This is a genomic window from Acidovorax sp. LjRoot66 (assembly GCF_964253305.1).
GTDB lineage: Bacteria > Pseudomonadota > Gammaproteobacteria > Burkholderiales > Burkholderiaceae_C > Acidovorax.
In genome coordinates, this window is sequence record NZ_CAXUQU020000001.1 from 1,835,583 (window position 1) to 1,859,167 (window position 23,585).

A 23,585-nucleotide genomic window follows, 5' to 3' on the forward strand; every position below is an offset into this window, starting at 1 on the left:
GTGAGGTTCGCGGGGGCTGAACGCGGTCCCTCCCTCCTTTTTGCGCACGCCATGCCACCCGAGTCGCTGTCCCATCCGCCTGTAGCCGGGCAGGGGCCCTCACCGGGCGCTGCCAGCCACCCGCCCTCGGGCGCGGTGGCGGCATGGTCTGCTGCGGCTGTCACGGTGCCCCATGCGGTGGGCCTGGGCTTGTTGGCCTTCGCGCCGCTGGCAGGCGGCTACTCGCTGGCGGCCCTGGCCCTGTGGTCGGCCGCCTTGCCCGGATTGCTGCTCACCGTGCTGGCGCCACGCCCGGGGGTCGTCTATGCGCCGACCACCGTGGTGGCCCTGCTGTTCGCCGCCGTGGTGGCCACCGCCTACGGCGCAGCCGGCACCCTGGGCCTGACGGCGCGCCAGGTGCTTGCCGTCAGCGGTGCCACCGTGGCGCTGGCGTTTGGCTTTCAGTGGCTGTTGGGGGTGCTGCGCCTGGCCTCGGTGGCGCGCTTCCTGCCGATTTCGGTGACCCATGGCTTTGCGGCGGGCGTGGGCCTGTCCATGGTGGTGGGGCAACTGCGCAATGGCCTGGGTGCGGGCGCCGGGTGGGGTTGGGACCTGCGTACCTTTTGGCACGCCGTGGCCGCCCTCGCGGTAGTGGGCCTGGCGGTGCTGCTGCGCCGGCGCTGGCCGCGCATGCCGGGCCTGCTCACGGCCGTGGTGCTGGTGGCACTGGCCGTGGCCGTGGCGGGCCTGTGGGGTGTAGGCATGGGCAACGTGTTCGCACCGGCCGTCAGCCAGAGTGCCTTTGCCGGGCCGCTGTGGCCCGACTGGACGGGCATTCCCTGGCTGGAACTGGCGCACCGGCACGGCTCTGCGCTGGTGGTGCTGGCCCTGCTGATGGCGCTGGTCAACAGCCTGGAGATCCTGGTCTTCAACCAGGAACTGGAGCTCGACCACGGCCTGCGCGGCAACCCCAACCAGGCGCTGCGGCGCGAGAGCCTGCTGGGCGTGCTGTGTGGCCTGGTGGGCATGATCCCCGCGTCCACCAGTGCCTCGCGCTCGCGCATCGTGCTGGCGCAGGCCGGTGCCTCGGCCAGCGCCCCGCGCTGGCATGCCGGCATCATGCTGGTGGTGGCCTTCACGGGTGCCTGGTGGCTGCACTGGGTGCCCATGGCCTGCCTGGCCGGCGGACTGGTGCTGGCGGGGCTGATGCAGGTGCCCGGGCTGCTGTGGTCGCCTGGCTACGCGCGCCGCTCCAGCGTGACCTGGGCGCAAAGCTGGCTGGTGGCGCTGGTGTTCGCCGTGCTGGGCGGCGTGGGTGCCCTCGTGGCGGGACTGGTGGTGGCCACCTTCGTGCTGCTGCGCGACTCGGCGTCCAAGGTGCTGCGCCACGTGCGGCTCGATGGGCAGTTGCGCTCGCGCCGCCTGCGCCGCGCGGGCTCCGACACCTGGCTGGCGCCGCGCATGAACCAGGTGGCGGTGTTCGAGCTGCAGGGCGTCATGTCCTTCGGCGTCGCCGCGCACCTGGCCGAGCAGGTGCGCCTGATGCTGCAGCCGCGCCACCGCTGGGTGGTGCTGGATGCCAGCCGCGTGCCGGCCTGGGACAGCACGGCCCTGGCCCAGCTGCGTGCGCTGGTGCGCGACCTCTCGCAGCAAGGCGTGGCCTGCGCCGTGGCGGCGCTCGACCGCGTGGCGGCCGAGCACGCGGGCACCGGCGTTCGCACCTTCGCCGATGGCGACCGGGCCCTGGAATGGGCGGAAGCCGCCATCCTGGCCGAGCGGCCCGAGCACGAGCGGCCTGTTTATCCCGAGCAGGATGTGCTCGGCGAGATCGGTGAAGGCATGGACGCCGAGGCCCGGCTGGCGCTGGAGGCCCTGCTGGAGCCACTGCCCATGGCGGCCCATGGGGTGGTGTTCAACGCCGGGGACACCGACCGCGACCTGCTGGTGGTGCAGTCGGGCCACATCACGCTCGTGACCCAGTGGCCGCCCGAGCGCGGCCTGCGCCTGGCCACCGTGGGGCCGGGCATGGCCTTCGGGGAGATGGCTTTTCTCAACGGCGCGGCCCGCACGGCCAGCGCCGGGGCCGAATTGGGGCCTGCGCAACTGGCGCGGCTGTCGCGCGCGCACTTCGACGCCTGGGCGCACCGCTACCCCGAAGCGGCGCTCACGGTGATGAACAACATCGCCCAAATCGGTGCCCGCCGTCTGGCGGTGACCACGCGCCAGCTGCGCGCGGTGCTGGAGTGAATTCCTGAATATTGCCATCTGTGAATTGATGGTTATTGGTTTGGTGCTATCGAATTAAAAGCACCAAAGCCAGTCCTCTGGCGGCATGGCTCGGTGAATACACCCTTGCTTACCACCCCCATGGTGTGTTTGGGCCACCGGTGCGACAATAGAGGGCTAAATGACAAGTTCTTTTTCCAATCTATCGCTGGCCGAGCCGCTCTCGCGCGCCGTGGCCGAAATGGGCTACGAGTCCATGACGCCCATCCAGGAGCAGGCCATTCCGGTCGTGCTCACCGGCCAGGACGTGATGGGCGCAGCCCAGACCGGCACCGGCAAGACGGCGGCGTTCTCGCTGCCACTGCTGCAGCGCCTGCTCAAGCACGAGAGCAGCTCCACATCCCCGGCCCGCCACCCCGTGCGTGCGCTGGTGCTGCTGCCCACGCGCGAACTGGCCGACCAGGTCGCCCAGCAGATCGCGCTGTACGCCAAGTACACCAAGCTGCGCAGCACCGTGGTCTTCGGCGGCATGGACATGAAGCCCCAGACCCTGGAGCTCAAGAAGGGTGTCGAGGTGCTGGTGGCCACCCCCGGCCGCCTTCTGGACCACATCGAAGCCAAGAACGCGGTGCTCAACCAGGTCGAGTACGTGGTGCTCGACGAGGCCGACCGCATGCTGGACATCGGTTTCCTGCCCGACCTGCAGCGCATCCTGTCCTACCTGCCCAAGCAGCGCACCACGCTGCTGTTCTCGGCCACGTTCTCGCCCGAGATCAAGCGCCTGGCCAGCAGCTACCTGCAAAACCCCATCACCATCGAAGTGGCCCGCCCGAACGAGACGGCCTCCACAGTGGAGCAGCGCTTCTACAGCGCCAACGACGATGACAAGCGCCGTGCCATCCACCAGGTGCTCAAGACCCGGGGCATCAAGCAGGCCTTCATCTTCGTCAACAGCAAGCTCGGTTGCGCCCGCCTGGCGCGCAGCCTGGAGCGCGAAGGCCTCAAGACCACCGCGCTGCACGGCGACAAGAGCCAGGACGAGCGCCTGAAAGCCCTGGAGGCCTTCAAGAAGGGCGAAGTCGACCTGCTGGTGTGTACCGACGTGGCCGCCCGCGGCCTGGACATCAAGGACGTGCCGGCGGTGTTCAACTTCGACGTGCCCTTCAACGCCGAAGACTACGTGCACCGCATCGGCCGCACGGGCCGTGCTGGCGCGTCGGGTCTGGCGGTCACGCTGGTGTCGGGCAGCGATGCCCGCCTGGTGGCCGACATCGAAAAGCTCATCAAGAAAAAGATCGAGCTTGAAGCCGTCGAGTACGACGAAGACCAGCCGCGCGGCCGCATCAACGACGGCCGCCGTGCCTGGCGCGAAGCGGGCGAGACCGGTGACGGGCGCGATGCCATTGCCTCCGCCGCTCCGCGCCGCGAACGGGAGCGCGAGCACCGTCCGGGCCGTGAAACCCGCGAGCCGCGCGAACAGCACCGGGGCTTCCGTCCTGCGGTGGCATCGCGCGACCCGTTCTTTGAAAAGCCCTACGAATCCAGCGCGGCGGCCGATGCCGCGCCCGCCTGGGAGTCCGCCAAGTCGGCGCCACGCAGCAGTGTGTCGGCCAACATCAAGCCCAAGCGCAAGGTGGCGGCGCTGTTCAAGGCGGTAGCTCCTGCCACTGAAGACCAGGCACAGGCCGTCACCACCGACTGAAGCACAGGCCGGTCACGCCATCAGCCCGGCTGCTGCGACTGCTCGCAGTGCACCTGCAGCAGTTCGCGGTCGGCCAGCGTGGCGCCAAAGCGCATGGCGCTCAGGTAGCCGCCCCATACGCAGCCCGTGTCCATCGCCAGGGTGTCCGGGCGGTCCAGCAAACCCAGCGTGGACCAGTGCCCGAAGGCCAGCAGCGTACTTGCCGCCCGCCTGCCCGGCACGTCGAACCAGGGCATCAGGCCTTCGGGGGGCTTTTGCGCACTCTCGGTGCTGTCGAAATCCATCACCCCATCGGCCGAGCAAAAGCGCAGCCGCGTCATGGCGTTGACGATGGTGCGCAGGCGGTCCATGCCCGTGAGCGCCGGGTCCCAGCGGTCCGGGCCGTTGCCGTACATCTGATGCAGAAAGTCCGACAGCCCCGGGCCGCGCAGCACCTGCTGCACTTCGCTCGCCAGGGCCAGGGCCTCGTCCACCGTCCAGGCGGGCAGCAGGCCGGCGTGCACCATCGCCAACCGCTCGCCGGCATGCAGGTGCGTGCGCATCAGCGGCTGCCGGCGCAGCCAGTCCAGCATGGCGTCACGGTCATCGGCTTTGAGCACCTGCTCCAGCGTGTCCTTGCGCGAGGGCTTGCGTGCCCCATGGGCGGCGGCCAGCAGGTGCAGATCGTGGTTGCCCAGCAGCGGGCGCAGCGCATCGCCCTGCTGCATGCAGCGGCGCAGCACGGCAGCCGACTCCGGGCCCCGGTTCACCAGGTCGCCCAGCAGGTAGACCGTGTCGCGGCTCGCGGAAAAGCCGATCTCGTCCAGAAGGCGCCCGAGCGCGCTGTCGCAACCCTGGATATCGCCAATACAGTAAAGTGCCATCGTGTTCCTATGCCTTGAATCATGGATTTTCTGCTGATTGCGCTGCTCACGCTGCTCAATGGCGTATTTGCCATGTCCGAGCTGGCGCTGGCATCGAGCCGCAAGTCGCGCCTGGCCGCCATGGCCGAGGGCGGCGACAAGGGGGCGCAGGCCTCGCTCACGCTGCTGGAGAACCCCACCCAGTTCCTGTCCTCCGTGCAGGTGGGCATCACCTCCATCGGCATGCTCAACGGCATCATCGGCGAAGCCGCGTTCAGCGATGACCTGGCGCGCTGGCTGCTGGCGCTGGGCATGCCCGAGCGCGCCTCCGGCATCACGGCCACGGCGCTGGTGGTCACGGTGATCACCTTCATCACCATCGTCTTCGGTGAGCTGGTGCCCAAGCGCATCGGCCAGCTCTACCCCGAAACCGTGGCCCGCCTGGTGGCTCGGCCCATGACCTGGGTGGCCCTGGTGGCCAAGCCCTTCGTGCGGCTGCTGTCGCTGTCCACCCAGGGCGTGCTCGGCCTGCTGCGCATCGACAACAACGCCGGCCGCGCCGTGACGGAGGAAGAGATCGTGGCCAGCCTGGAAGAAGGGCGCGATGCCGGGGTGATCGAGCACCACGAGCACCAGATGGTGCGCAATGTGTTCCGCCTCGACGACCGGCCGCTGACCTCGCTGATGGTGCCCCGCACGGACATGCAGTGGCTCGATGCCCGGCTCACCGTGGCCGAAGGCCTGCGCATGGCCGGCACCGGTGGTGACCATGGTGCCCATTCCTGGTACCCCGTCTGCAGGGGCTCGCTCGATGAGGTGGTGGGCCTGATCAGCGTAGCGCGCCTGCTGGAGCTGGGCGTGGAGGCCCCAGGCGCCATCGAGCAGTACGCCCTGCCGGCCGCCTTTCTGCCCGAAACCCTGAGCGGCATGGAACTGCTGGAGCAGTTCCGCGCACGCTCGGGCCGCATGGTCTTCGTGGTGGACGAATATGGCGTGGTGCAGGGCATCATGACACCACGCGATCTGCTGGAGGCGATTACCGGAGAACTGCAGCCCGGGGCTGCGACGGATGCCTGGGCCACCCAGCAAGAGGACGGCATGTGGCTGCTCGACGGCCTGATGCCCGTCAGCGAACTCAAGGCGCGGCTCGATATTCGCGATTTACCGGGAGAGGAGCGCGGCCGTTACAACACACTGGCGGGATTGTTGATGGCTGAATCAGGCCATTTGCCGGCAGTGGGCGAACGCATTGCCTGTGCCGGGTGGATATTCGAGGTGCTTGGCCTGGAGGGCAAGAGAATCGACCGTGTATTGGCGCAAATGGACCTGGCCGATCGGTCCGGCTGATTACCTGGGGCTGTGAAATGATTTTCACTGGTGAGGGGTTTCAACGGTTTGTCACGAATTTTTTCGCAAACCCTGAAAATTTTGCCCATTATTCCTATAATGGGGCCTTCCTTGTCCACCTAGCAGCCACACATACCATGACAACCAGCTACAAAGAACTCCTCAAGCAACGCGACGCCCTGGAACAGCAAATCGGTGAAGCCCGCAAGCGCGAGTTGTCGGACGCCGTATCGCAGGTGCGTGCGCTGGTGGCGGAGTTCGGCCTGACCGCACAGGACGTGTTCCCCAGTGGCCGTGCACGCAGCGCAAGCGCTGGCACCAAGGTGGCTCCCAAGTACCGCGATCCATCCACAGGCCAGACCTGGACGGGCCGTGGCAAAGCCCCCAAGTGGATTCAAAACGAGAACCGCGAAAAATTCGCCATTTGAGCGATTGAATCCATTGGACAGCGGCCCATGGCCGCGTTGCATAAAAAAGCCCGCATCTGCGGGCTTTTTGCGTGGTACGCACCATAAACGTGCGATCCGGCTGGCTGTGTGGGGGCGCGCCCGCGGCTGGCGCCTGATCAGATGGGGGCGGCAGCGATCTCGCGCAATACCTGGGCCGTGAATTCGTCGGCCGGAAAGAATGATTCCACGGCCAGTTCCTGCAGGGTCACATCCACCGGGGTTCCAAATATGGTGGTGGTGCTGATAAACGAAAGTGTTCCCCGGGCGCTTTGAAAGCAGAAGGGCATTACCACACCCAGCAATTCCCCGTCGAGCACCAGGGAGCTCGATTCCTCGGGCGCGGGGTATTCCAGCAACTCGGCCTGCAGTGCGATGAGCACGGGGTCCGCCGTGGCCTGTATTTGCTGGCGCAGGCGCTCGAACAGGTGGGCCCGCCACTGGGCCAGGTTGGCGATGTGCGGTGCCAGGCCCTTGGGGTGCAGGCTGAGGCGGAACACATTCGCCGGCCCCTTCAGCAGTTCAGGGCTCACGTGGTTGGCCAGCAGCGCCTGGGCAGCGCGGTTGGTGGCCACGATGTTCCAGCAGCGATCCAGTGCAATCGCGGGGCAGGGTTCGTGGCCCTTGAGCACCAGTTCCACCGCTTTGCGCGCGGCAGCCAGGGCCGGGTCGTCCAGCGCGCGCTCGCGGTACATGGGCGCATAGCCGGCCGCCACCAGCAGGGCATTGCGCTCGCGCAGCGGGATGGCCAGGCGCTCGCACAACCGCAGCACCATCTCGCGGCTGGGGTTGGTGCGGCCTGTCTCCATGAAGCTCACGTGGCGGGTGGAGATGTCCGCCTCGTCGGCCAGCTCCAGCTGACTCAGGTGGCGCTGCTGGCGCCAGGTGCGCAGATGGTCGCCGAACGAGGCAGGCCCCGGAAGGCTGCGGTGGCCCCCGGCCGCAGGCCGGTGGGGCAGGGTGGGGCGTGGGGGGCGGTGGGTGCTGGTCATGCCCTCCATCCTAGGGCCAGTTGGCATGCCGGCCATTACCTGGCATGTCATCGACGCGGTGCAGCCCGGCCGCGACCATGGAGGCTCCTTCAACCCGAAAAGATCCCAAGGAGTCCACCATGTCCGTTCTGTCCTCTCCCTCGTTCCTGCGTGCCGTGGTCTGGTTCGATGCCGCCACGGGCGTGCTGCTGGCCGCCCTGCACCTGGCGCTGACCGAGACGCTCGCCGAGTGGCTCGGGCTGCCGGTGGGGCTGGTCTCGGCCAGTGGCCTGGCGCTCCTTGCCTATGCGGTTCTGGCCATGGCGATTGCAAGCCAGCGCAACACCCCCCGCAGCCTGCTGTGGCTGTTGATCGTGGGCAATGCCGCCTGGGCCCTCGCCAGCCTGGCACTGCTGCTGTCATCGGCCATCGCGCCCAGCGTGTGGGGCCAGGCCTATCTGGTCGTGCATGTGGTTTCGGTGGGCCTGCTGGCCGAGCTGCAATGGTTTGGCATGCGCCGCTTGCCGTTGCCTGCAATGGCTTGAATGCTCTGTATTGAATAGCGCTTGGCGCTCTTGCGCGTGTACCGGAGGGGCCCTGTGAGGCCCCTTTCCCATGGCGATGGGCGGCAGTTGCCGCCTCCCTGCATACCCCCAACGTTGGCTCCGCCGCGTGGGACTGACAGAATAGGCCTTGTCGCTTACACAGGAGTCAGCCATGGCCACATCGACCAAGTCGTCGCCCCAGCCCGCCCGCCACGCGTTTGCCAACACGCTCAAGAGTTTCAAGACCGCGTCCGGCAAGACCGGACAGCTCTATTCCCTGCCAGCCCTGGCCAAGCAGTTTCCGCAGATCAACCGCCTGCCGGTGTCCATCCGCATCGTGCTCGAATCGGTACTGCGCAACTGCGACGGCCGCAAGGTCACGGCCGAGCATGTGCACCAGCTCGCGCACTGGGCGCCCAAGGCCGAGCGCAAGGACGAGATCCCCTTCGTCGTATCGCGCGTGGTGCTGCAGGACTTCACCGGCGTGCCGCTGCTGGCCGACCTGGCCGCCATGCGCAGCGTGGCTGCCAGGCTGGGCAAGAACCCCAAGAAGATCGAACCCCTGGTGCCAGTCGATCTGGTGGTGGACCACTCCATCATGGTCGACTACTACGGCAAGAAGAATTCGCTCGACCTGAACATGAAGCTCGAGTTCCAGCGCAACCGTGAGCGCTACGAGTTCATGAAGTGGGGCATGCAGGCCTTCAGCACCTTCGGCGTGGTGCCGCCGGGCTTCGGCATCGTGCACCAGGTGAACCTGGAGTACCTGGCGCGCGGCGTGCACAAGACCAAGGCAGGTGTGCACTACCCCGACACCCTGGTGGGCACCGACAGCCACACCACCATGATCAACGGCATCGGCGTGGTCGGCTGGGGCGTGGGCGGCATCGAGGCCGAGGCCGCCATGCTGGGCCAGCCCGTGTACTTCCTCACGCCCGACGTGGTGGGCTTCGAGATGACCGGCCAGCTGCGCGAGGGCGTGACCGCCACCGACCTGGTGCTCACCGTGACCGAGCTGCTGCGCCAGCACAAGGTGGTGGGCAAGTTCGTCGAGTTCTTCGGCGAGGGCACGCGCACCCTGGCGCTGCCCGACCGGGCCACCATCGGCAACATGGCACCCGAGTACGGTGCCACCATGGGCTTCTTCCCGGTGGATGAGAAGACCATCGACTACTTCCAGGGCACGGGCCGCACCAAGGCCGAGATCGAGGCCTTCGAGGCCTACTTCAAGGCCCAGGGCCTGTTCGGCGTGCCGCTGGCCGGCGAGATCGACTACTCGCAGGTCGTCAAGCTCGACCTGGGCAGCGTGACCCCCAGCCTGGCCGGCCCCAAGCGGCCGCAGGACCGGATCGAGCTGGGCAAGGTCAGCAGCCAGTTCGCCGACCTGTTCAGCAAGTCCAATGCCGAGAACGGCTTCAACCGCCCGGCCGAACTGCTGCTCACCCGCCACCACATCCACCGTGGGCAGGATATGGTTCAAGAGCTGGCGCCCAAGGACAAACCTGCTCCCGCAGGCGCGCCGCGCTCCCTGGCCGAGATGGAGGGCAACAAGCCCGCGCTGGCCACGGCCCATGCCGACGCAGCGGCCACCATGCCCACCAAGGGCGCCGACCCCACGGTGGGCAATGGGGACGTGCTGATCGCCGCCATCACCAGCTGCACCAACACCTCCAACCCCAGCGTGCTGCTGGCCGCCGGCCTGCTGGCCAAGAAGGCGGTGGAGGCGGGGCTCAAGGTCCAGCCGCACATCAAGACCTCGCTGGCCCCCGGCTCGCGCATCGTCACCGACTACCTCACCGAGACCGGCCTGCTGCCCTACCTGGAGAAGCTGGGCTTTGCGCTGGCGGGCTACGGCTGCACCACCTGCATCGGCAATGCGGGCGACCTCACGCCCGAGCTCAACGACGCCATCACCAGCAACGACCTCATCTGTGCGGCCGTGCTCTCGGGCAACCGCAATTTCGAGGCGCGCATCCACCCCAACCTCAAGGCCAACTTCCTGGCCAGCCCGCCGCTGGTGGTGGCCTATGCCATCGCCGGCACGGTGCTCAAGGACCTGATGACCGAGCCCGTGGGCAAGGGCAAGGGTGGCCGCGACATCTACCTGGGCGACATCTGGCCGACGAGCGAGGAAGTGCACAAGCTCATGAAGTTCGCGATGAACGGCAAGGCCTTCCGTGAGAACTATGCCAAGGTCGCCACGGACCCCGGCAAGCTCTGGGAAAAGATCAAGGGCGTGGGCGGAAACTCGTACACCTGGCCGGCCAGCACCTACATCGCCGAGCCGCCGTTCTTCGCCCAATTCACGCTTGAGCAGGGCACCGCGACGGCCTCCGCAGTGCACGGCGCGCGCATCATGGCGCTGTTCGGCGACTCCATCACCACCGACCACATCTCGCCCGCAGGCTCCATCAAGGCCACCTCGCCCGCCGGCCAGTGGCTGCAGCTCAACGGCGTGCAGAAGGCCGACTTCAACAGCTACGGCGCACGCCGGGGCAACCACGACGTGATGATGCGCGGCACCTTCGCCAACGTGCGCATCAAGAACCTCATGCTCCCGCCCACGGCCGATGGCTCGCGCGAAGAAGGCGGCGTGACCGTGTTCCAGAGCGAAGGGCCGCTGCAGGGCGAGAAGATGTTCATCTTCGACGCGGCCATGCAGTACATGGCGCAAAAGACGCCCACGGTGATCTTCGCGGGCGAGGAATACGGCACCGGATCGAGCCGCGACTGGGCCGCCAAGGGCACGCAGCTCTTGGGCATCAAGGCCGTGGTGGCGCGCAGCTTCGAGCGCATCCACCGCTCCAACCTGGTGGGCATGGGCGTGCTGCCCCTGCAGTTCAAGGGCACGGATTCGTGGGAGTCGCTGGGCCTGACCGGCAACGAAACCATCAACGTGCTGCCCGACCCCGCGCTCACGCCCCAGAGCGACGCCACCCTGGTGATTCGCCGGGCTGACGGCAGCAGCCAGGAGGTGGTGGTCACGCTGCGCATCGACACCCCCATCGAGGTGGACTACTACCAGGCGGGCGGCATTCTGCCGTTCGTGCTGCGCCAACTGCTCGAAGGCTGATGGCACCTGGGCGGTGGTGTTCGCATCGCCCGGGCATGGAGCAGGTGGGTGTGACCGGTGCCAGGTCACGGTTGTGGCGCGCATACCGCGCGTTGCGGCAGAAATCGTCGCTGGCGCTTACAGGCCGATACACTGGTGAGGTGCAGCGGACGCCCTACCCCCCACAGCTCCTATGAACTCCCCAGTCCACCGTTCCCCGCGGACGCTCGTCTCGGAGGCTCCCGCCGTCACGGTGGTGCTGGCCGTGGCGGTGCTGGCGCTGGTGATGGTGTCACTGAGCGGCATCCTGGGAGAGGGCGTGGGCCTGCAGCACGGGCTGGAGCCCTTCATGGAGCTGGTGGCCATCCTGCTGGCGTTGCTGGTGGTGTCGGTGTCCCTGCACACGCTCGACGCGCATGGCCAGGGCCGTGCGAATGTGCTGGTCGCCGGTTTCGGGGTGGCAGCGGTCTGCAATTTCCTGCATGGCGTGCTGGCCCACGCCACGCCGCAACCAGCGTCGCCTCTGGCGGCGGACATGGCGCTGTGGCTTGGCTCCTGGGTGCGCGTGGCCGAGTGCGCTGCGCTGGTGCTCACGGCACTGCGCGTCTCCCTGCCCGGGCCTGCCAAGGTGTGGGCCGTGGCTGCGGGTGCGTTTTCCCTGGTGCTGGTGTGGGCGGCTGCGGGGCCGCTGCCGCAGTGGTTTTCTGCGGCCTCGGGCGGCATGTTGCCGGCGTTGATGGCCGGATTGCTGTGCGCAGGTCTGGTAGGGGCTGCCGTGCGACTGCACGGGGATGCGCAGGGCGACAACCGCACGCGGGGGCGCCTGCTTGCATGGGCTGCTGCCACTTTCGCGGTCGCGGAGCTCCTGGTGGGGCTGTCCGGCGTGGCGCAGGTCGGCTGGGCCAGCCTGCTGGCCATTGGCGTGCGTGTGGTGGGCTATGCCCTGCTGTACCAGGCCGTGTTCGTGGCGGGCATGCGCCAGCCTTTCGATCGGCTGTACCAGGCAGAGGCCCAGTTGCGCGAAAGCGAAACGCGCCTGCAGCTGCTGGGCCGCAACCTGCCACTGAGCGTGCTCTACCAGGTGGTGCGCGAAGCCGATGGCCGCATGCACTTCGTGCACATCGGCGATGCCATCGAGCGCCTGAACGGCCTGCGCCCCGAGGATGTGCTGCGTGATCCCGACGTGCTGTACCAGCAGATCCTCCCCGAAGATCTCCCCGCGCTCGAGGAGGCCAGGGACCAGTCGCTGCGCAGCATGGGGCCCATGGAGGCCACCTTTCGCATGCGCGTGTCTTCGGGGGCGGTGCGCTGGATACACCTGAGTTCCTCGCCCCGTCCCCTGGATGGCGGGCGTGTGATCTGGGACGGCGTGCAGAGCGACATCACCGCCGAGCGCGAAGCCGAGCAGGTGGCCCACGCGCACGAGGTGCAGATGGCCAACATGCTGCGCCAGGTGCCCGGCGGCGTGGCGCGGCTGGACCGCGAGTACCGCGTGCTGTATGTGAACGAGCAACAGGCCCGGTGGCTGCACCGCACACCCGAGCAGTTGCAGGGGCAACTGCTCCCGGACGTGATCCCCGCAGCGGTCATGGTGCGCATGCAGCCCCAGCTGCAGAAGGCTTTTGCCGGAGAGACGGCCGTCTTTGAAAACCGCATCGACGGGCTGGACGGCCCGCAGTTCCGCCACACCACCCTGGTGCCCGAATCCATCACGGAGCAGGGGGTGGTGGCCGTGGTGGTCTTCGCCTACGACCTGACCGAGCTCAAGCGCATCGAGACCGAGCTGGCCCAGCAGAAGGCCCACCTGGCCCGGGTGGTGAACGCCATGCCCGACATGGTCTTCCTCAAGGACGCGCAGGGTGTCTACCTGTCCTGCAACCCGGTGTTCGAGCGCTTTGCGGGCAAGCCCGAGCGCGAGATCATCGGCTGCACCGACTACGATATTTCCCCTGCATCGGCGGCCGAGCAGTTCCGCGCGTATGACCGCCGTGCCATGCAGGCCTGGCAGCCCCTGGTGTACGAAGAGCAACTGACCTTTGCGGAAGACGGTTACCAGGGGTATTTCGAGACCATCAAGACGCCCATCCGCGACCTGCATGGCCGCGTCACGGGCATCCTGGGCGTGTGCCGTGACATCACCGACCGCAAGCGCGCAGAGCAGGAGATCGAACGCCTGGCGTTCTACGACGCCCTCACCGGCCTGCCCAACCGGCGCCTGCTGCTCGACCGCCTGCAACGCTCCCTGGCCGCCTGCCAGCGCAGCAAGAACCTGGGCGCCCTCTTGTTCATCGACCTGGACAACTTCAAGGACCTGAACGACACCCTGGGCCACGACATGGGCGACCAACTCCTGTCCCAGGTCGCCACCCGCCTGGTGGGCAGCGTGCGCGAAGCCGACACCGTTGCGCGCTTTGGCGGCGACGAATTCGTCGTCATGCTGGACAACCTGAACCCCGAACTGGCCGAAGCCGCCGCCCAGGCCGAAACCGTCGCTGAAAAACTCCTGGCCAGCCTGAACCTGCCCTTTGCCCTCGGCGGCCAGCAGCACTACAGCACCCCCAGCATCGGCATCACCCTGTTCGGCGACGAACGCCTGTCGGTCGACGAACTCTTGAAGCGCGCCGACCTGGCCATGTACCAGGCCAAGGCCGCAGGGCGCAACACCCAGCGCTTCTTCGACCCCGACATGCAGGCCGCCGTCAACGCCCGCTCCAACCTGGAAGCCGACCTGCGCCAGGGCCTGGCCCGAAACGAACTCCTCGTGCACTACCAGCCCGTCGTCGACCACCAGGCCCGCCTGGTCGGAGCCGAAGCCCTGGTGCGCTGGCGCCACCCCCAGCGCGGCATGATCAGCCCCGGCGACTTCATCCCCCTGGCAGAGCAGACCGGCCTCATCCTCCCCCTGGGCCAATACGTGCTGGAGACCGCCTGCAGGCAACTGCACCGCTGGAGCCAATCGCCCACCACCGCCCACCTGAGCATCTCCGTGAACGTCAGCGCCCGCCAGTTCCGGCAACCGGGCTTCGTCGCCGAAGTCCTCGGTACCTTGAAGGACTGCCAGGCCAAACCCCAACTGCTCAAGCTCGAACTCACCGAAAGCCTGCTGCTGGGGGACATCGAAGACACCATCGTGCGCATGGAACAGCTCAAGAGCGAAGGGGTCGGGTTCGCGCTGGACGACTTCGGCACCGGCTACTCCTCGCTCAGTTACCTCAAGCGGCTGCCGCTGGACCAGATCAAGATCGACCAGAGCTTCGTGCGCGACGTGCTGAGCGACCCCAACGACGCGGCCATCGTGCGCACCATTTTGGCGCTGGCCAAGAGCCTGGATTTGCAGGTGGTGGCCGAGGGGGTGGAGACGACGGGGCAACTGGGGTTCCTCAGGCTGCATGGCTGCGAGGGGTTCCAGGGCTATCTGTTTGGCAGGCCTGTGCCGGTGGACATGTTCGAGCGCGAGCACCTGCCCGAGCCCCCGATGCCGGCCCCTGCTGCCCAAGCCCCATGACTGCCGTACCGGGACCCAACCTCGCGGCATCCGCCTCCGTCGCCAGCGTGCTGTGGGTGGACGGCGATGCGCTGCACGCCCGGGCGGCCATCGCCGTGCTGGCCCAGCGCTGCCCGGGCTGGCGCGTGGTGCACAGCCCCTCGGCCGACGCGGCCTCTCTGCTGCTGGCTGCGCAGACCTGGGATGCACTGGTGCTGTGCCTGGATCCGCAGATCCAGGAGTTGCCCAGCCTGCTGGAGCTGTGCGCGGGGCGCCCCGTGCTGCTGTGCCTCGATGGGGCGCAGGAAGCCCTGGCCGCACGCGGTTTTCGCTGCGGCCTGGGAGACTATGCCCTGCGCGCTGCGGACGGTGGCCACCTCCCGGAGCTGGTGCACCGCCTGTGCGCGCTGGTGGGCCGGCAGGGCGCGGCGGCCGTCCCCGGGGCGGTGCAGCCCATGCGCATGGTGGATGCGCGCATCTGGCACGAGGCGCTCACGCTGCTGCAGGAGCAGCGCCTGGGCCTGCAGGTCACCCTGGCCAGCATGAGCCAGGGCATCTTCAGGACCGGGCCGGACGGACGCATCAGCATCTACAACCAGCGCGTGCTGGAGCTGCTGGACCTGCCCGAATCGCTGATGGCCGCCCGGCCCACCCTGGCCGAGCTGACGCAGCTGCAGGCCCAGCGCGGCGACTTCGGCGCGGGCTATGGCCTGGTGGACCACCGGGGCCGCGACTACATCGCGCGCTCCGTGGTGGACCCATCGCCCGAGGTGTACTGGCGCACCACGCGCGATGGCCGCACATTCGAGGTGCGCACCACCCGGCTGCCCGATGGCGGCCTGGTGCGCACCTTCACCGATGTGAGCGACTACGTGCGCGTGCAGAACGAGCTGCGCGAGAGCGAGGCGCGCTTTCGCGGCCTGAGCGACCTGTCGTCCGACTGGTACTGGGAGCACGATGCAGACGGCCGCTTCGTGCAACTGGCGGGTGACCTCAGCGTCAACGGCATCCCCCTGTCGAGCGTGATGGGCCGCACCCGCTGGGAGATCGGCGCTCTGAATATGACCGATGTCGAGTGGGACGCCCACCGCGCGGTGCTGGCGGCGCAGCAGCCGTTCCGGGACCTGGAGCTGCAGCGCCAGCGCCCCGATGGCAGCATGCACTGGATCTCGGTCAGTGGCGTGCCGGTGTTCGACGCAGAGGGCGTGCTGCGCGGCTACCGGGGCGTGGGGCGGGACATCACCGAGCGCAAGGAGGCAGAGCTGCAGATCGAGCGGCTGGCCTTCTTCGACGCGCTCACCGGTCTGCCCAACCGCCGCCTGCTGATGGACCGCCTGCAGCGCGCTACGGTGGCGGCAGGACGCAGCCATGCGCACGGTGCGCTGCTGTTCATCGACCTCGACAATTTCAAGGACCTCAACGACACGCTGGGCCATGACACCGGCGATCAGTTGCTGGTCCGCGTGGCCAGGCGCCTGGTGGAGAGCGTGCGCGAGAGCGACACCGTGGCCCGCTTCGGCGGCGATGAGTTCGTGGTGTTGCTCGACGGCCTGCACACCGATGTGGCCCACGCCAGCAGCGAGGCCGCTGCCATTTCGCAGCAGATACTGACGGCCCTCGGCCGGCCCTACGACATGGAGGGCGTCAGCCACCACAGCACGCCCAGCATCGGCATCGCGCTGTTCGGCCAGCGCCCGAGCACGCCGGATGAGCTGCTCAAGCACGCCGACCTGGCCATGTACCAGGCCAAGGCGGCGGGGCGCAACACCCAGCGCTTCTTCGACCCCGACATGCAGGCCGCCGTGAGCACGCGCGCGGCGCTGGAAGCCGACCTGCGCCGCGGCCTGAACCAGCAGGAACTGCTGCTGTATTGCCAGCCCGTGGTGGATGGAACCGGCAAGCTGCTCGGTGCCGAGGCCCTGGTGCGCTGGAACCACCCGCGCCGGGGGCTGGTGCTGCCGGGCGAGTTCATTGCGCTGGCCGAGCAGACGGGGCTCATCCTGCCGCTGGGCCAGTGGGTGCTGAAGTCCGCCTGCGCACAGCTCGTGCAGTGGTCGCACAGCGCGCTCACGCGGCCCTTCTTCCTGTCGGTCAACGTCAGCGTGCGGCAGTTCCGCCAGCCCGATTTCGTGGCCCAGGTGCTGGGCGTGCTGCAGGCCAGCGGCGCCAACCCCGAGCGCCTGCGCTTCGAGCTGACCGAAAGCCTGCTGCTCACCGACGTGGAGGACAGCATCGCCCGCATGGAGCAGTTGCGCCGCCATGGCGTGGGCTTTTCGATGGACGACTTCGGCACCGGCTACTCGTCTCTGTCCTACCTCAAGCGCCTGCCGCTGGACCAGCTCAAGATCGACCAGAGCTTCGTGCGCGACCTGCAGACCGATCCCAACGATGCCGCCATCGTGCGCACCATCCTGGCCCTGGCGCGCAGCCTGGATCTCTCCGTGGTGGCCGAGGGGGTAGAGACGCCGGGCCAGTTCGAGTTCCTGCAGCGCCATGGCTGCCAGGCCTTCCAGGGCTACCTGTTCGCGCGCCCCATGCCGGCCGAGATGCTGGAGCGCGCACTGCTTCCTGCGCAATGACAAACGCAGGGCGCACCGACCGGGCGACAATCGGCGCATGAAGAAACAGGTGCTGGTGGCGGGTGGTGGCATAGGGGGGCTGGCAGCGGCCCTGGGCGCATCGCGTGCCGGATGGGACGTGCGGCTGTACGAGCGCGCCGCCGCCTTCAGCGAGGTGGGGGCGGGCGTGCAACTGGGGCCCAACGTGGTGCGCCGGCTGCAGGCCTGGGGCCTGCAGAAGCCGCTGCAGGCCGTGGCGGCTTTCCCGGCCCGTCTGCAGGTGCGCAGCGCGCTCTCGGGGCGCGCTTTGGCCGAGCTGCCTCTGGGCGCCACGGCCATTGAGCGCTATGGCGCCGCCTACGCCACCATCCACCGTGCCGACCTGCATGGGCTGCTGCTGGCCGCCGTCACCAAGTACACCGACACCCAGTTGAACCTGGAGCATGCCATCGAGGCTTTCACCGACGGCAGCACGGCAGTGAACGCCATTCCCGGTGCCGAGACCGCCATCACCGTGCACACCAGCCGGGGCAAGGAGGTGGAGGGCGATGCGCTGGTAGGGGCCGACGGCCTGTGGAGCGGCACGCGCCTGCAGCTGCTGGGCGATGTGCCGCCACGCGCCACGGGCCACCTGGCCTACCGCGCCCTGGTCCCGCAGGACGCCCTGCCCAATGCCCTGCGCACCCAGCAGATCACCGCCTGGCTGGGCCCGCGCCTGCATGTGGTGCAGTACCCCGTGCGGCGCGGCGAGCTGCAGAACCTGGTGGTCATCATCGAAGGCCCGGCGCCCGAGGACATGCAGGGCTGGGACCATGCCGCCAATGCCGCCGACCTGGAGCAGGCCCTGCAGGGCGCCTGCCCGGCACTTCAGCATGTGGTGTATGGCGTGGCCGCAGCCGGCGGTGGCTGGCGCCTGTGGCCGCTGTGCGACCGCCCGCCGGTGCGCGGCCCCGGCGATATGGCGCAGGGCCTGGTGGCGCTGCTAGGTGACGCCGCCCACCCCATGGTGCCCTACCTGGCCCAGGGCGCCGGCATGGCCATCGAGGATGCGGCCGAACTGCAGCGCGCCCTGTCCATGCACGACCTGGAGGTGCCGCTGCGCCTGACGCGCTATGCCCTGAACCGCTGGCAGCGCAATGCCCGCGTGCAGGCCCGTGCCACGCGCAATGGCCGCATCTTCCACGCCATGGGGCCCGTGCGCTGGGGGCGCGATGCCTCGCTGCGCCTGCTGGGCGCGCGCGTGCTGGACCTGCCCTGGCTGTACCGAGGGGATGGGTCGGTTGCCAGCTCGCTCTAGGACGCAGCCAGCGGGCAGTCCGCCAGCACCCGCTCCGCCAGCGTCTGGCGCAAGGCCTGCAGCGCGGCGATGCGTGCGTCGATTTCGAGCAGCTTGGCCGACAGCACCTGCGTAACGGCGGGCGCCGGGTCGGGCGCATCCCAGATCGCGGGCAGGCGGTCGCCGATCTCCGCGAGCGTGAAGCCCAGTTGCTGCGCGGTGCGGATGTACTGCACCAGCATCAGCACCTCCTCGGGGTAGTCGCGGTAGCCATTGGGCAGGCGGCGTGCGCGGATCAGCCCCTGCTGCTCATAAAAGCGCAAGGCCTCGCGGCTCAGGCCGGCGGCGGTGGCGAGTTCTCCGATCAGCATGGGACGCGTCTTTTCAAAAAAAGTGCTTGACCCTGAAGCGTACTTCAAGGTGGAAGCTCGGAGCCTTCTTCACTCCGATCTTTTTGCACCATGCGCATCCCCGCCTTTTCCTCGCCCCGTTACCTGACCATCGTGCGCGCTGGCGGCTGGTACGACCTGTTCGTCACCTGGCCCTTTGCGCTGCCGTGGGCCTTTGCCTGGCTCTATGGCTTGCTGACCTCGGTGTCCACCACACTCGGCCTGCCCGGTACCCTGCACCCGCTCGATGGCACGCACATGCTGCTGGCCAATCTGCTCGGCTCGGTGGTGGTGGTCTGGTCCATCGCCCGCATTGCGGCACCCGGCATGCTGCTGGGCCGGCTCGATGGGCTGGCGCGCTTGCTGTTTGCCGCCTGGCAAATCCATGCGGTAGCCCATGGCGCCAGCGCCATCGTTCTCGGATTTACCGCATTCGAGCTGCTGTTCGGCGTGCTGCAGTGGTGGCGCGTGAGCGGGCAAGGTGCCACATGCCCGCCGCAGATCAATGCGCGGGCGCCGGCAGCAGCCTGAACGACAGCACCCCGGCAGCCAGCAGCGCCGAGATGGTCAGCATCACGGCCACATACGGATCAATGCCGTGCGCAGAGGCCAGCGAGGCGGCCAGCCCCGTGAGCCACTGCATCAGCGCCACGCCGAGGAACAGCGCCATGGTGAACACTGCCATGGCGCGCCCGGTCATGGCCGCCGGGTAGGCCGAGCGCACGTCCGCATACTGCAGCACCATGTAGCCTGAGAGCAAACCCACCGCGATGGCGCCGCCTACGTCCAGCCACTCCCGGTGCAGCAGGCCGATGGCCAGGAACAGGCCGCACAGGATGGCGGTGAAACCCATGATCCAGCGCCGGCGGTGCGCAGGCCCAGGGTCCAGCCGCCCGAACCAGGCCGGGGTGAACAGCGACACCAGCGAGGACAGCATGGCCACGTTGCCGCTGGCCACCAGCGAATAGCCGTGCCGCTCGATCAGCAGCGGCCCCAGCCACAGCCCGCGCAGCGTGAGGAAGGAGGCATAGGTGGTCAGCGCCAGCAGCATGATGCCGGCGGTGTGGGGCAGCAGGAACAGCGCGCCGAAACCGCGCACGGCAGACCCTATCGATTCGCGCGGCGCACCGGCGGCGTGCTGCGGCTGCGCGGGCTCGTGCACCTGCCACCAGATCAGCAGCCAGGCCAGTGCCGCCAGGCCGGCCAGCACACCGAAGCCCGCGCGCCAGGAGGCGTGCTGCACCAGCCAGGCCAGCGGCGTGCCTGTGAACAGCATGCCCAGGCCACCGACCCCCATGGCCACGCCCGAGACCATGGCAAAGCGCCCCGGGGGAAAGTAGCGTGCGATGAACACCGTGCACACCAGGAAGGCCGGCGCGCAGCCCACGCCGATCAACACCTGCCCCAGCAGCACCATGCCGTAGCCCGGCGCCAGCGCCGACAGCAGCGAACCGGCAATCGTGAGCGGGAAGGCCACCAGCAGCGTGCGACGCAGGCCATACAGGTCGATGCCCACGCCCATGAAAAGCTGCATGCCGCCAAAGGCAAACGCAAAGGCACCGGCGAACGCGCCCAGCGCCTGGGCCGACAGCCCGAACTCCGCGCGCAGCCCGGTGGCGATGATGGCCGTGATGGTGCGAAATGCCTGGCTCAGCGCGAAGCCCGAAATCAGGGCCAGGAGCATGACCCAGGCGACACGGGGTGCGAGAGGGGAGTGTGGCGAAGAGGAGGGGGCGGACTCGGGTGGCTGGGGCGGCAAGGCGGTGTCTCCGGGAGGGCGTGCACGGTTGCGCCGCCCTTGCCGAGGTTACACGCTGTGGCGACAGGCTGCTGTCGCTGCTGCGCAGGCCGCGGGCACTCACAGATCGGTGCGCAGCTTCCAGATCTCGGGGAAGAGCACCACGTCCAGCATCTTGCGCAGGTAGCTCACGCCGCCCGTGCCGCCGGTGCCGCGCTTGAAGCCGATCACGCGCTCCACCGTGGTCACATGGCGAAAGCGCCACAGGCGGAAGGCGTCTTCCAGGTCGGTGAGTTCCTCGCCCAGCTGGTACAGGTCCCAGTGCTTCTCGGGCGCGCGGTACACGGTGAGCCAGGCCTGCTCCACGCCATCGCTCTCGGCGTAGGGCAAGGTCCAGTCGCGCTCGGTGTGGCTGGCGGGCACGGCGATGCCGCGGCGCGCCAGCAGGCGCAGGGCTTCGTCGTACAGCGACGGCGCCTCGTAGGCGGCCTGCACCTGGGCCAGCAGGTCGGCGCGGTGCTCGTGCGGTTTCAGCATGGCGCGGTTCTTGTTGCCCAGCGAGAACTCGATGCTGCGGTACTGGTAGCTCTGGAAGCCGCTGGACTGGCCCAGGTAGGGTCGCATGGCGCTGTACTCGGGCGGCGTCATGGTGGCCAGCACGTCCCAGGCGTGCACCAGCTGCTCCATGATCTTGGAGACGCGGGCCAGCATCTTGAAGGCCATCTGCAGTTCATCCCGGGCAATGTGGCCGATGGCGGCGCGCAGTTCGTGCAGCATGAGCTTCATCCACAGCTCGCTGGTCTGGTGCTGCACGATGAACAGCATCTCGTCGTGCGCGGGCGACAAGGGCTTTTGCGCCGTCAGGATGGCATCGAGCTGCAGGTAGTCGCCATAGCTCATGGATTGGCTGAAGTCGAGCTGGGCGCGCTCTTCGTGCACGATGGATTCGGGCACGCCGCTGGCGGGGGCTGCGGCACCAGGCTCTGCAGGGGTGTTGGAGAAGGGGCACATGGCTCAGGTCACCGCGTGGATCTGGTTGAACTCGGGGCGCTGCCATTCGGCCGCGTCGAGCACCTGGCGCAGGTGCTCCACGGCGTTCCACACATCCTCGTAGCCGATGTACAGCGGCGTGAAGCCAAAGCGCAGGATGTCCTTGTGCGGGCCCTGCCCGCCGTCGCCCTTGCGGAAGTCGCCAATCACACCGCGCGCGATCAGCGCCTGCACGATGGCGTAGGCGCCGCTGCCCTGCCCATTGAGGCCCTGGCCCTCGTCGCGCGTCAGGCACACCTGCGAGCCGCGCTGCTCGTGCTCGCGCGGGGTCGCCAGGCCCAGGCCGTGGCCGGCGCAGCGCTCTTGCACCAGAGCGATGAACAGGTCGGTGAGCGCCAGCGACTTGGCGCGCAGCGCGGCCATGCCGCCCAGGGGCTGGGCCGCGTCGAACACATCCAGCCCGCACTGCAGGGCCGACAGGCTGATGATGGGCTGCGTGCCGCACAGGTAGCGCGTGATGCCGGGAGCCGGCTGGTAGTCGGGGGTGAACTGGAACGGCGCGGCATGGCCCCACCAGCCCGACAGCGGCTGCCAGAAGCGGTTGGCATGGCGCGGGTGCACCCACGCGAAGGCCGGCGCGCCGGGGCCGCCGTTCAGGTACTTGTAGCCGCAGCCGATGGAGAAATCGGCGCCCGCACCATTCAGGTCCACCGGCACGGCACCCGCGCTGTGCGCCAGGTCCCACACGGTGAGGATGCCGGCCGCATGCGCGGCGGCCGTGGTGGCCGCCATGTTGTGCATGGCGCCGGTGCGGTAGTTCACATGGGTGAGCATCAGCACCGCCACGTCGGCCGTCAGCGCGGCGGCGATGTCCTCGGGCTCCACCAGCACCAGTTCCAGCCCGCGCTCCCTGCACAGGCCTTCGGCGATGTACAGGTCGGTCGGGAAGTTGCTGCGCTCGCTGACCACGCGCCTGCGCGCGGGGCTGTCCTCGCGGGCGATGTTGAGTGCGGCGCTCAGCACCTTGTACAGGTTGATGGAGGTGCTGTCGGTGCACACCACCTCGTCCTTGCCCGCACCGATGAAGGGTGCGAGCTGGTTGCCCAGGCGCTGGGGCAGGTCGAACCAGCTGGCGGTGTTCCACGAGCGGATGAGGTCGGTGCCCCATTCGCGCGTGACCACGTCGGCCACCCGGGCCGCAGCGGCCTTGGGCAGCACGCCCAGCGAGTTGCCGTCCAGGTAGATCACGCCCTCGGGCAGGCTGAAGTGCCCGCGCAGCGGGGCCAGGGGGTCTTGCGCGTCGAGCGCGCGGCAGTCTTGCAAGGTGGTCATGGCAGTTGCAGTGTGGTTCTCGGAATCAGGTCAGTGCGCGAAGGACGGCGCGTACCGGGGAGGCATCGGCCGTGGTGAGCTTGAGCGGCAGGGCGATCAGCTCGTAATCGCCCTCGGGCACCTCGTCGAGCACCAGGTTTTCGAGCACGCGCAGGCCGCGCTGGCGGATGACCTGGTGGCTGTCCAGCGTCTTGCTGTCGGCCGGGTCGATGCTGGCGGTGTCGATGCCCACCAGCAGCACCCCGAGGTCGGCCAGGCGTGCGATGGTGGCGGGGGCATAGGCGGCCAGGGCGCCGTCCCAGCGGTCCACCGGCATGTGTTCATAGGTGCGCACCAGCACGCGCTGGGGCAGGGTGCCATCGACCGCGTGGGCGATGTGCTCCCACTCGATCAGCGGGCCGCGCGCGATGGCGTGGATCACGCGGCAGGGGCCGAGAAAGGGCTCCAGCGAAACATCGCCGATGGTGGCGCCATCGGCGTCGTAGTGCAGCGGCGCATCGGCGTGCGCGCCCACGTGGGGCGACAGGGTGATGGCGCTCACATTCACCGGGCAGCCCGGCCCGATGGTGGCGCACCACTGCTGCGAATAGGCCGTGTCGCCGGGAAACACCGGGCTGCCCGCATGCACGGGTGGCGAGATGTCCCAGAGCTGGCGGGCGGTGGGGGTGTGGCTGGCTTGCATGGGACAAAGTTTGCATGTCCCGCAAA

The 23,585-nt window shown here is 68.4% G+C and carries 17 protein-coding genes; 10 read left to right on the forward strand and 7 right to left on the reverse strand.

Translation table 11 applies throughout. The annotated features are described in order from the left end of the window. The first annotated feature begins 51 nt into the window (after window positions 1-51). Together ACSQ3Y_RS08560 and ACSQ3Y_RS08565 are read left to right on the forward strand one after the other, a co-directional pair. Entirely contained in the window at window positions 52-2,226 is a 2,175-nt protein-coding gene (locus ACSQ3Y_RS08560) for a SulP family inorganic anion transporter (protein ID WP_057264776.1), read from the forward strand. A 160-nt stretch (window positions 2,227-2,386) separates the two neighbouring features. Further along, window positions 2,387-3,907, forward strand: coding sequence for a DEAD/DEAH box helicase (locus ACSQ3Y_RS08565; protein WP_057201398.1), 1,521 nt, complete (start codon window positions 2,387-2,389; stop codon window positions 3,905-3,907). Window positions 3,908-3,927: 20 nt separating this feature from the next. Here the strand turns inward: ACSQ3Y_RS08565 and ACSQ3Y_RS08570 are convergent, their stop codons facing one another. Next, window positions 3,928-4,770 carry a symmetrical bis(5'-nucleosyl)-tetraphosphatase gene (locus ACSQ3Y_RS08570; RefSeq protein ID WP_057264774.1) on the reverse strand — a complete coding sequence of 281 codons (843 nt, stop codon included), beginning with the start codon at window positions 4,768-4,770 and terminating at the stop codon, window positions 3,928-3,930. A gap of 21 nt (window positions 4,771-4,791) precedes the next feature. Between ACSQ3Y_RS08570 and ACSQ3Y_RS08575 the strand changes: the two genes are divergently transcribed. Together ACSQ3Y_RS08575 and ACSQ3Y_RS08580 are read left to right on the forward strand one after the other, a co-directional pair. Beyond that, a complete protein-coding gene (locus tag ACSQ3Y_RS08575) occupies window positions 4,792-6,096 on the forward strand; it encodes a hemolysin family protein (protein ID WP_057201396.1) in 1,305 nt (434 codons plus the stop codon). Between the two features lie 137 nt (window positions 6,097-6,233). Further along, entirely contained in the window at window positions 6,234-6,524 is a 291-nt protein-coding gene (locus ACSQ3Y_RS08580; protein ID WP_057201395.1) for an H-NS histone family protein, read from the forward strand. Between the two features lie 137 nt (window positions 6,525-6,661). Here the strand turns inward: ACSQ3Y_RS08580 and ACSQ3Y_RS08585 are convergent, their stop codons facing one another. Next, window positions 6,662-7,534 carry a helix-turn-helix domain-containing protein gene (locus ACSQ3Y_RS08585; RefSeq protein WP_057201516.1) on the reverse strand — a complete coding sequence of 291 codons (873 nt, stop codon included), beginning with the start codon at window positions 7,532-7,534 and terminating at the stop codon, window positions 6,662-6,664. A 119-nt stretch (window positions 7,535-7,653) separates the two neighbouring features. On the opposite strand from ACSQ3Y_RS08585, the gene ACSQ3Y_RS08590 reads away from it, so the two are divergent. The 5 genes from ACSQ3Y_RS08590 (at window position 7,654) to ACSQ3Y_RS08610 (ending at window position 18,449) form a co-directional block, all read left to right on the forward strand. Beyond that, window positions 7,654-8,058, forward strand: a complete 405-nt coding sequence (locus ACSQ3Y_RS08590; protein WP_057201394.1) for a hypothetical protein — start codon at window positions 7,654-7,656, stop codon at window positions 8,056-8,058. Window positions 8,059-8,230: 172 nt separating this feature from the next. After that, a complete protein-coding gene (locus tag ACSQ3Y_RS08595; RefSeq protein ID WP_436176986.1) occupies window positions 8,231-11,131 on the forward strand; it encodes an aconitate hydratase in 2,901 nt (966 codons plus the stop codon). Window positions 11,132-11,303: 172 nt separating this feature from the next. Continuing rightward, the gene (locus ACSQ3Y_RS08600; protein ID WP_436176987.1) at window positions 11,304-14,615 is read left to right on the forward strand and encodes an EAL domain-containing protein; all 3,312 of its coding nucleotides are present in this window, start codon (window positions 11,304-11,306) and stop codon (window positions 14,613-14,615) included. Further along, window positions 14,612-17,173, forward strand: coding sequence for a putative bifunctional diguanylate cyclase/phosphodiesterase (locus ACSQ3Y_RS08605; protein ID WP_436176988.1), 2,562 nt, complete (start codon window positions 14,612-14,614; stop codon window positions 17,171-17,173). Before ACSQ3Y_RS08600 ends, ACSQ3Y_RS08605 begins: the two co-directional genes overlap by 4 nt. A 37-nt stretch (window positions 17,174-17,210) precedes the next feature. Continuing rightward, complete coding sequence (locus tag ACSQ3Y_RS08610) at window positions 17,211-18,449, forward strand: FAD-dependent monooxygenase (protein WP_436176989.1); 1,239 nt, start codon at window positions 17,211-17,213, stop codon at window positions 18,447-18,449. On the opposite strand, the gene ACSQ3Y_RS08615 is transcribed toward ACSQ3Y_RS08610, so the two are convergent. After that, the gene (locus tag ACSQ3Y_RS08615) at window positions 18,446-18,799 is read right to left on the reverse strand and encodes a MerR family DNA-binding protein (RefSeq protein WP_428002213.1); all 354 of its coding nucleotides are present in this window, start codon (window positions 18,797-18,799) and stop codon (window positions 18,446-18,448) included. The two genes, ACSQ3Y_RS08610 and ACSQ3Y_RS08615, sit on opposite strands and share 4 nt — an antisense overlap. A 90-nt stretch (window positions 18,800-18,889) precedes the next feature. Here ACSQ3Y_RS08615 and ACSQ3Y_RS08620 point away from each other — a divergent pair, with 90 nt between their 5' ends. After that, window positions 18,890-19,348 (forward strand): hypothetical protein, encoded by a 459-nt coding sequence (locus tag ACSQ3Y_RS08620; RefSeq protein ID WP_436176990.1) that lies wholly within the window; start codon window positions 18,890-18,892, stop codon window positions 19,346-19,348. Here the strand turns inward: ACSQ3Y_RS08620 and ACSQ3Y_RS08625 are convergent. From ACSQ3Y_RS08625 to kynB, 4 genes are all read right to left on the reverse strand, one after another. Further along, a complete protein-coding gene (locus tag ACSQ3Y_RS08625; protein ID WP_436176991.1) occupies window positions 19,320-20,501 on the reverse strand; it encodes an MFS transporter in 1,182 nt (393 codons plus the stop codon). The genes ACSQ3Y_RS08620 and ACSQ3Y_RS08625 overlap by 29 nt on opposite strands. 174 nt (window positions 20,502-20,675) lie before the next feature. Further along, window positions 20,676-21,566, reverse strand: a complete 891-nt coding sequence (gene kynA, locus ACSQ3Y_RS08630) for a tryptophan 2,3-dioxygenase (RefSeq protein WP_436176992.1) — start codon at window positions 21,564-21,566, stop codon at window positions 20,676-20,678. Between the two features lie 3 nt (window positions 21,567-21,569). Then, window positions 21,570-22,877, reverse strand: coding sequence for a kynureninase (kynU, locus tag ACSQ3Y_RS08635; protein WP_436176993.1), 1,308 nt, complete (start codon window positions 22,875-22,877; stop codon window positions 21,570-21,572). A 25-nt stretch (window positions 22,878-22,902) separates the two neighbouring features. Continuing rightward, window positions 22,903-23,559: an arylformamidase gene (gene kynB, locus ACSQ3Y_RS08640; protein WP_436176994.1), complete on the reverse strand. Its 657-nt coding sequence runs from the start codon at window positions 23,557-23,559 to the stop codon at window positions 22,903-22,905. Between the last annotated feature and the right edge of the window lie 26 nt (window positions 23,560-23,585).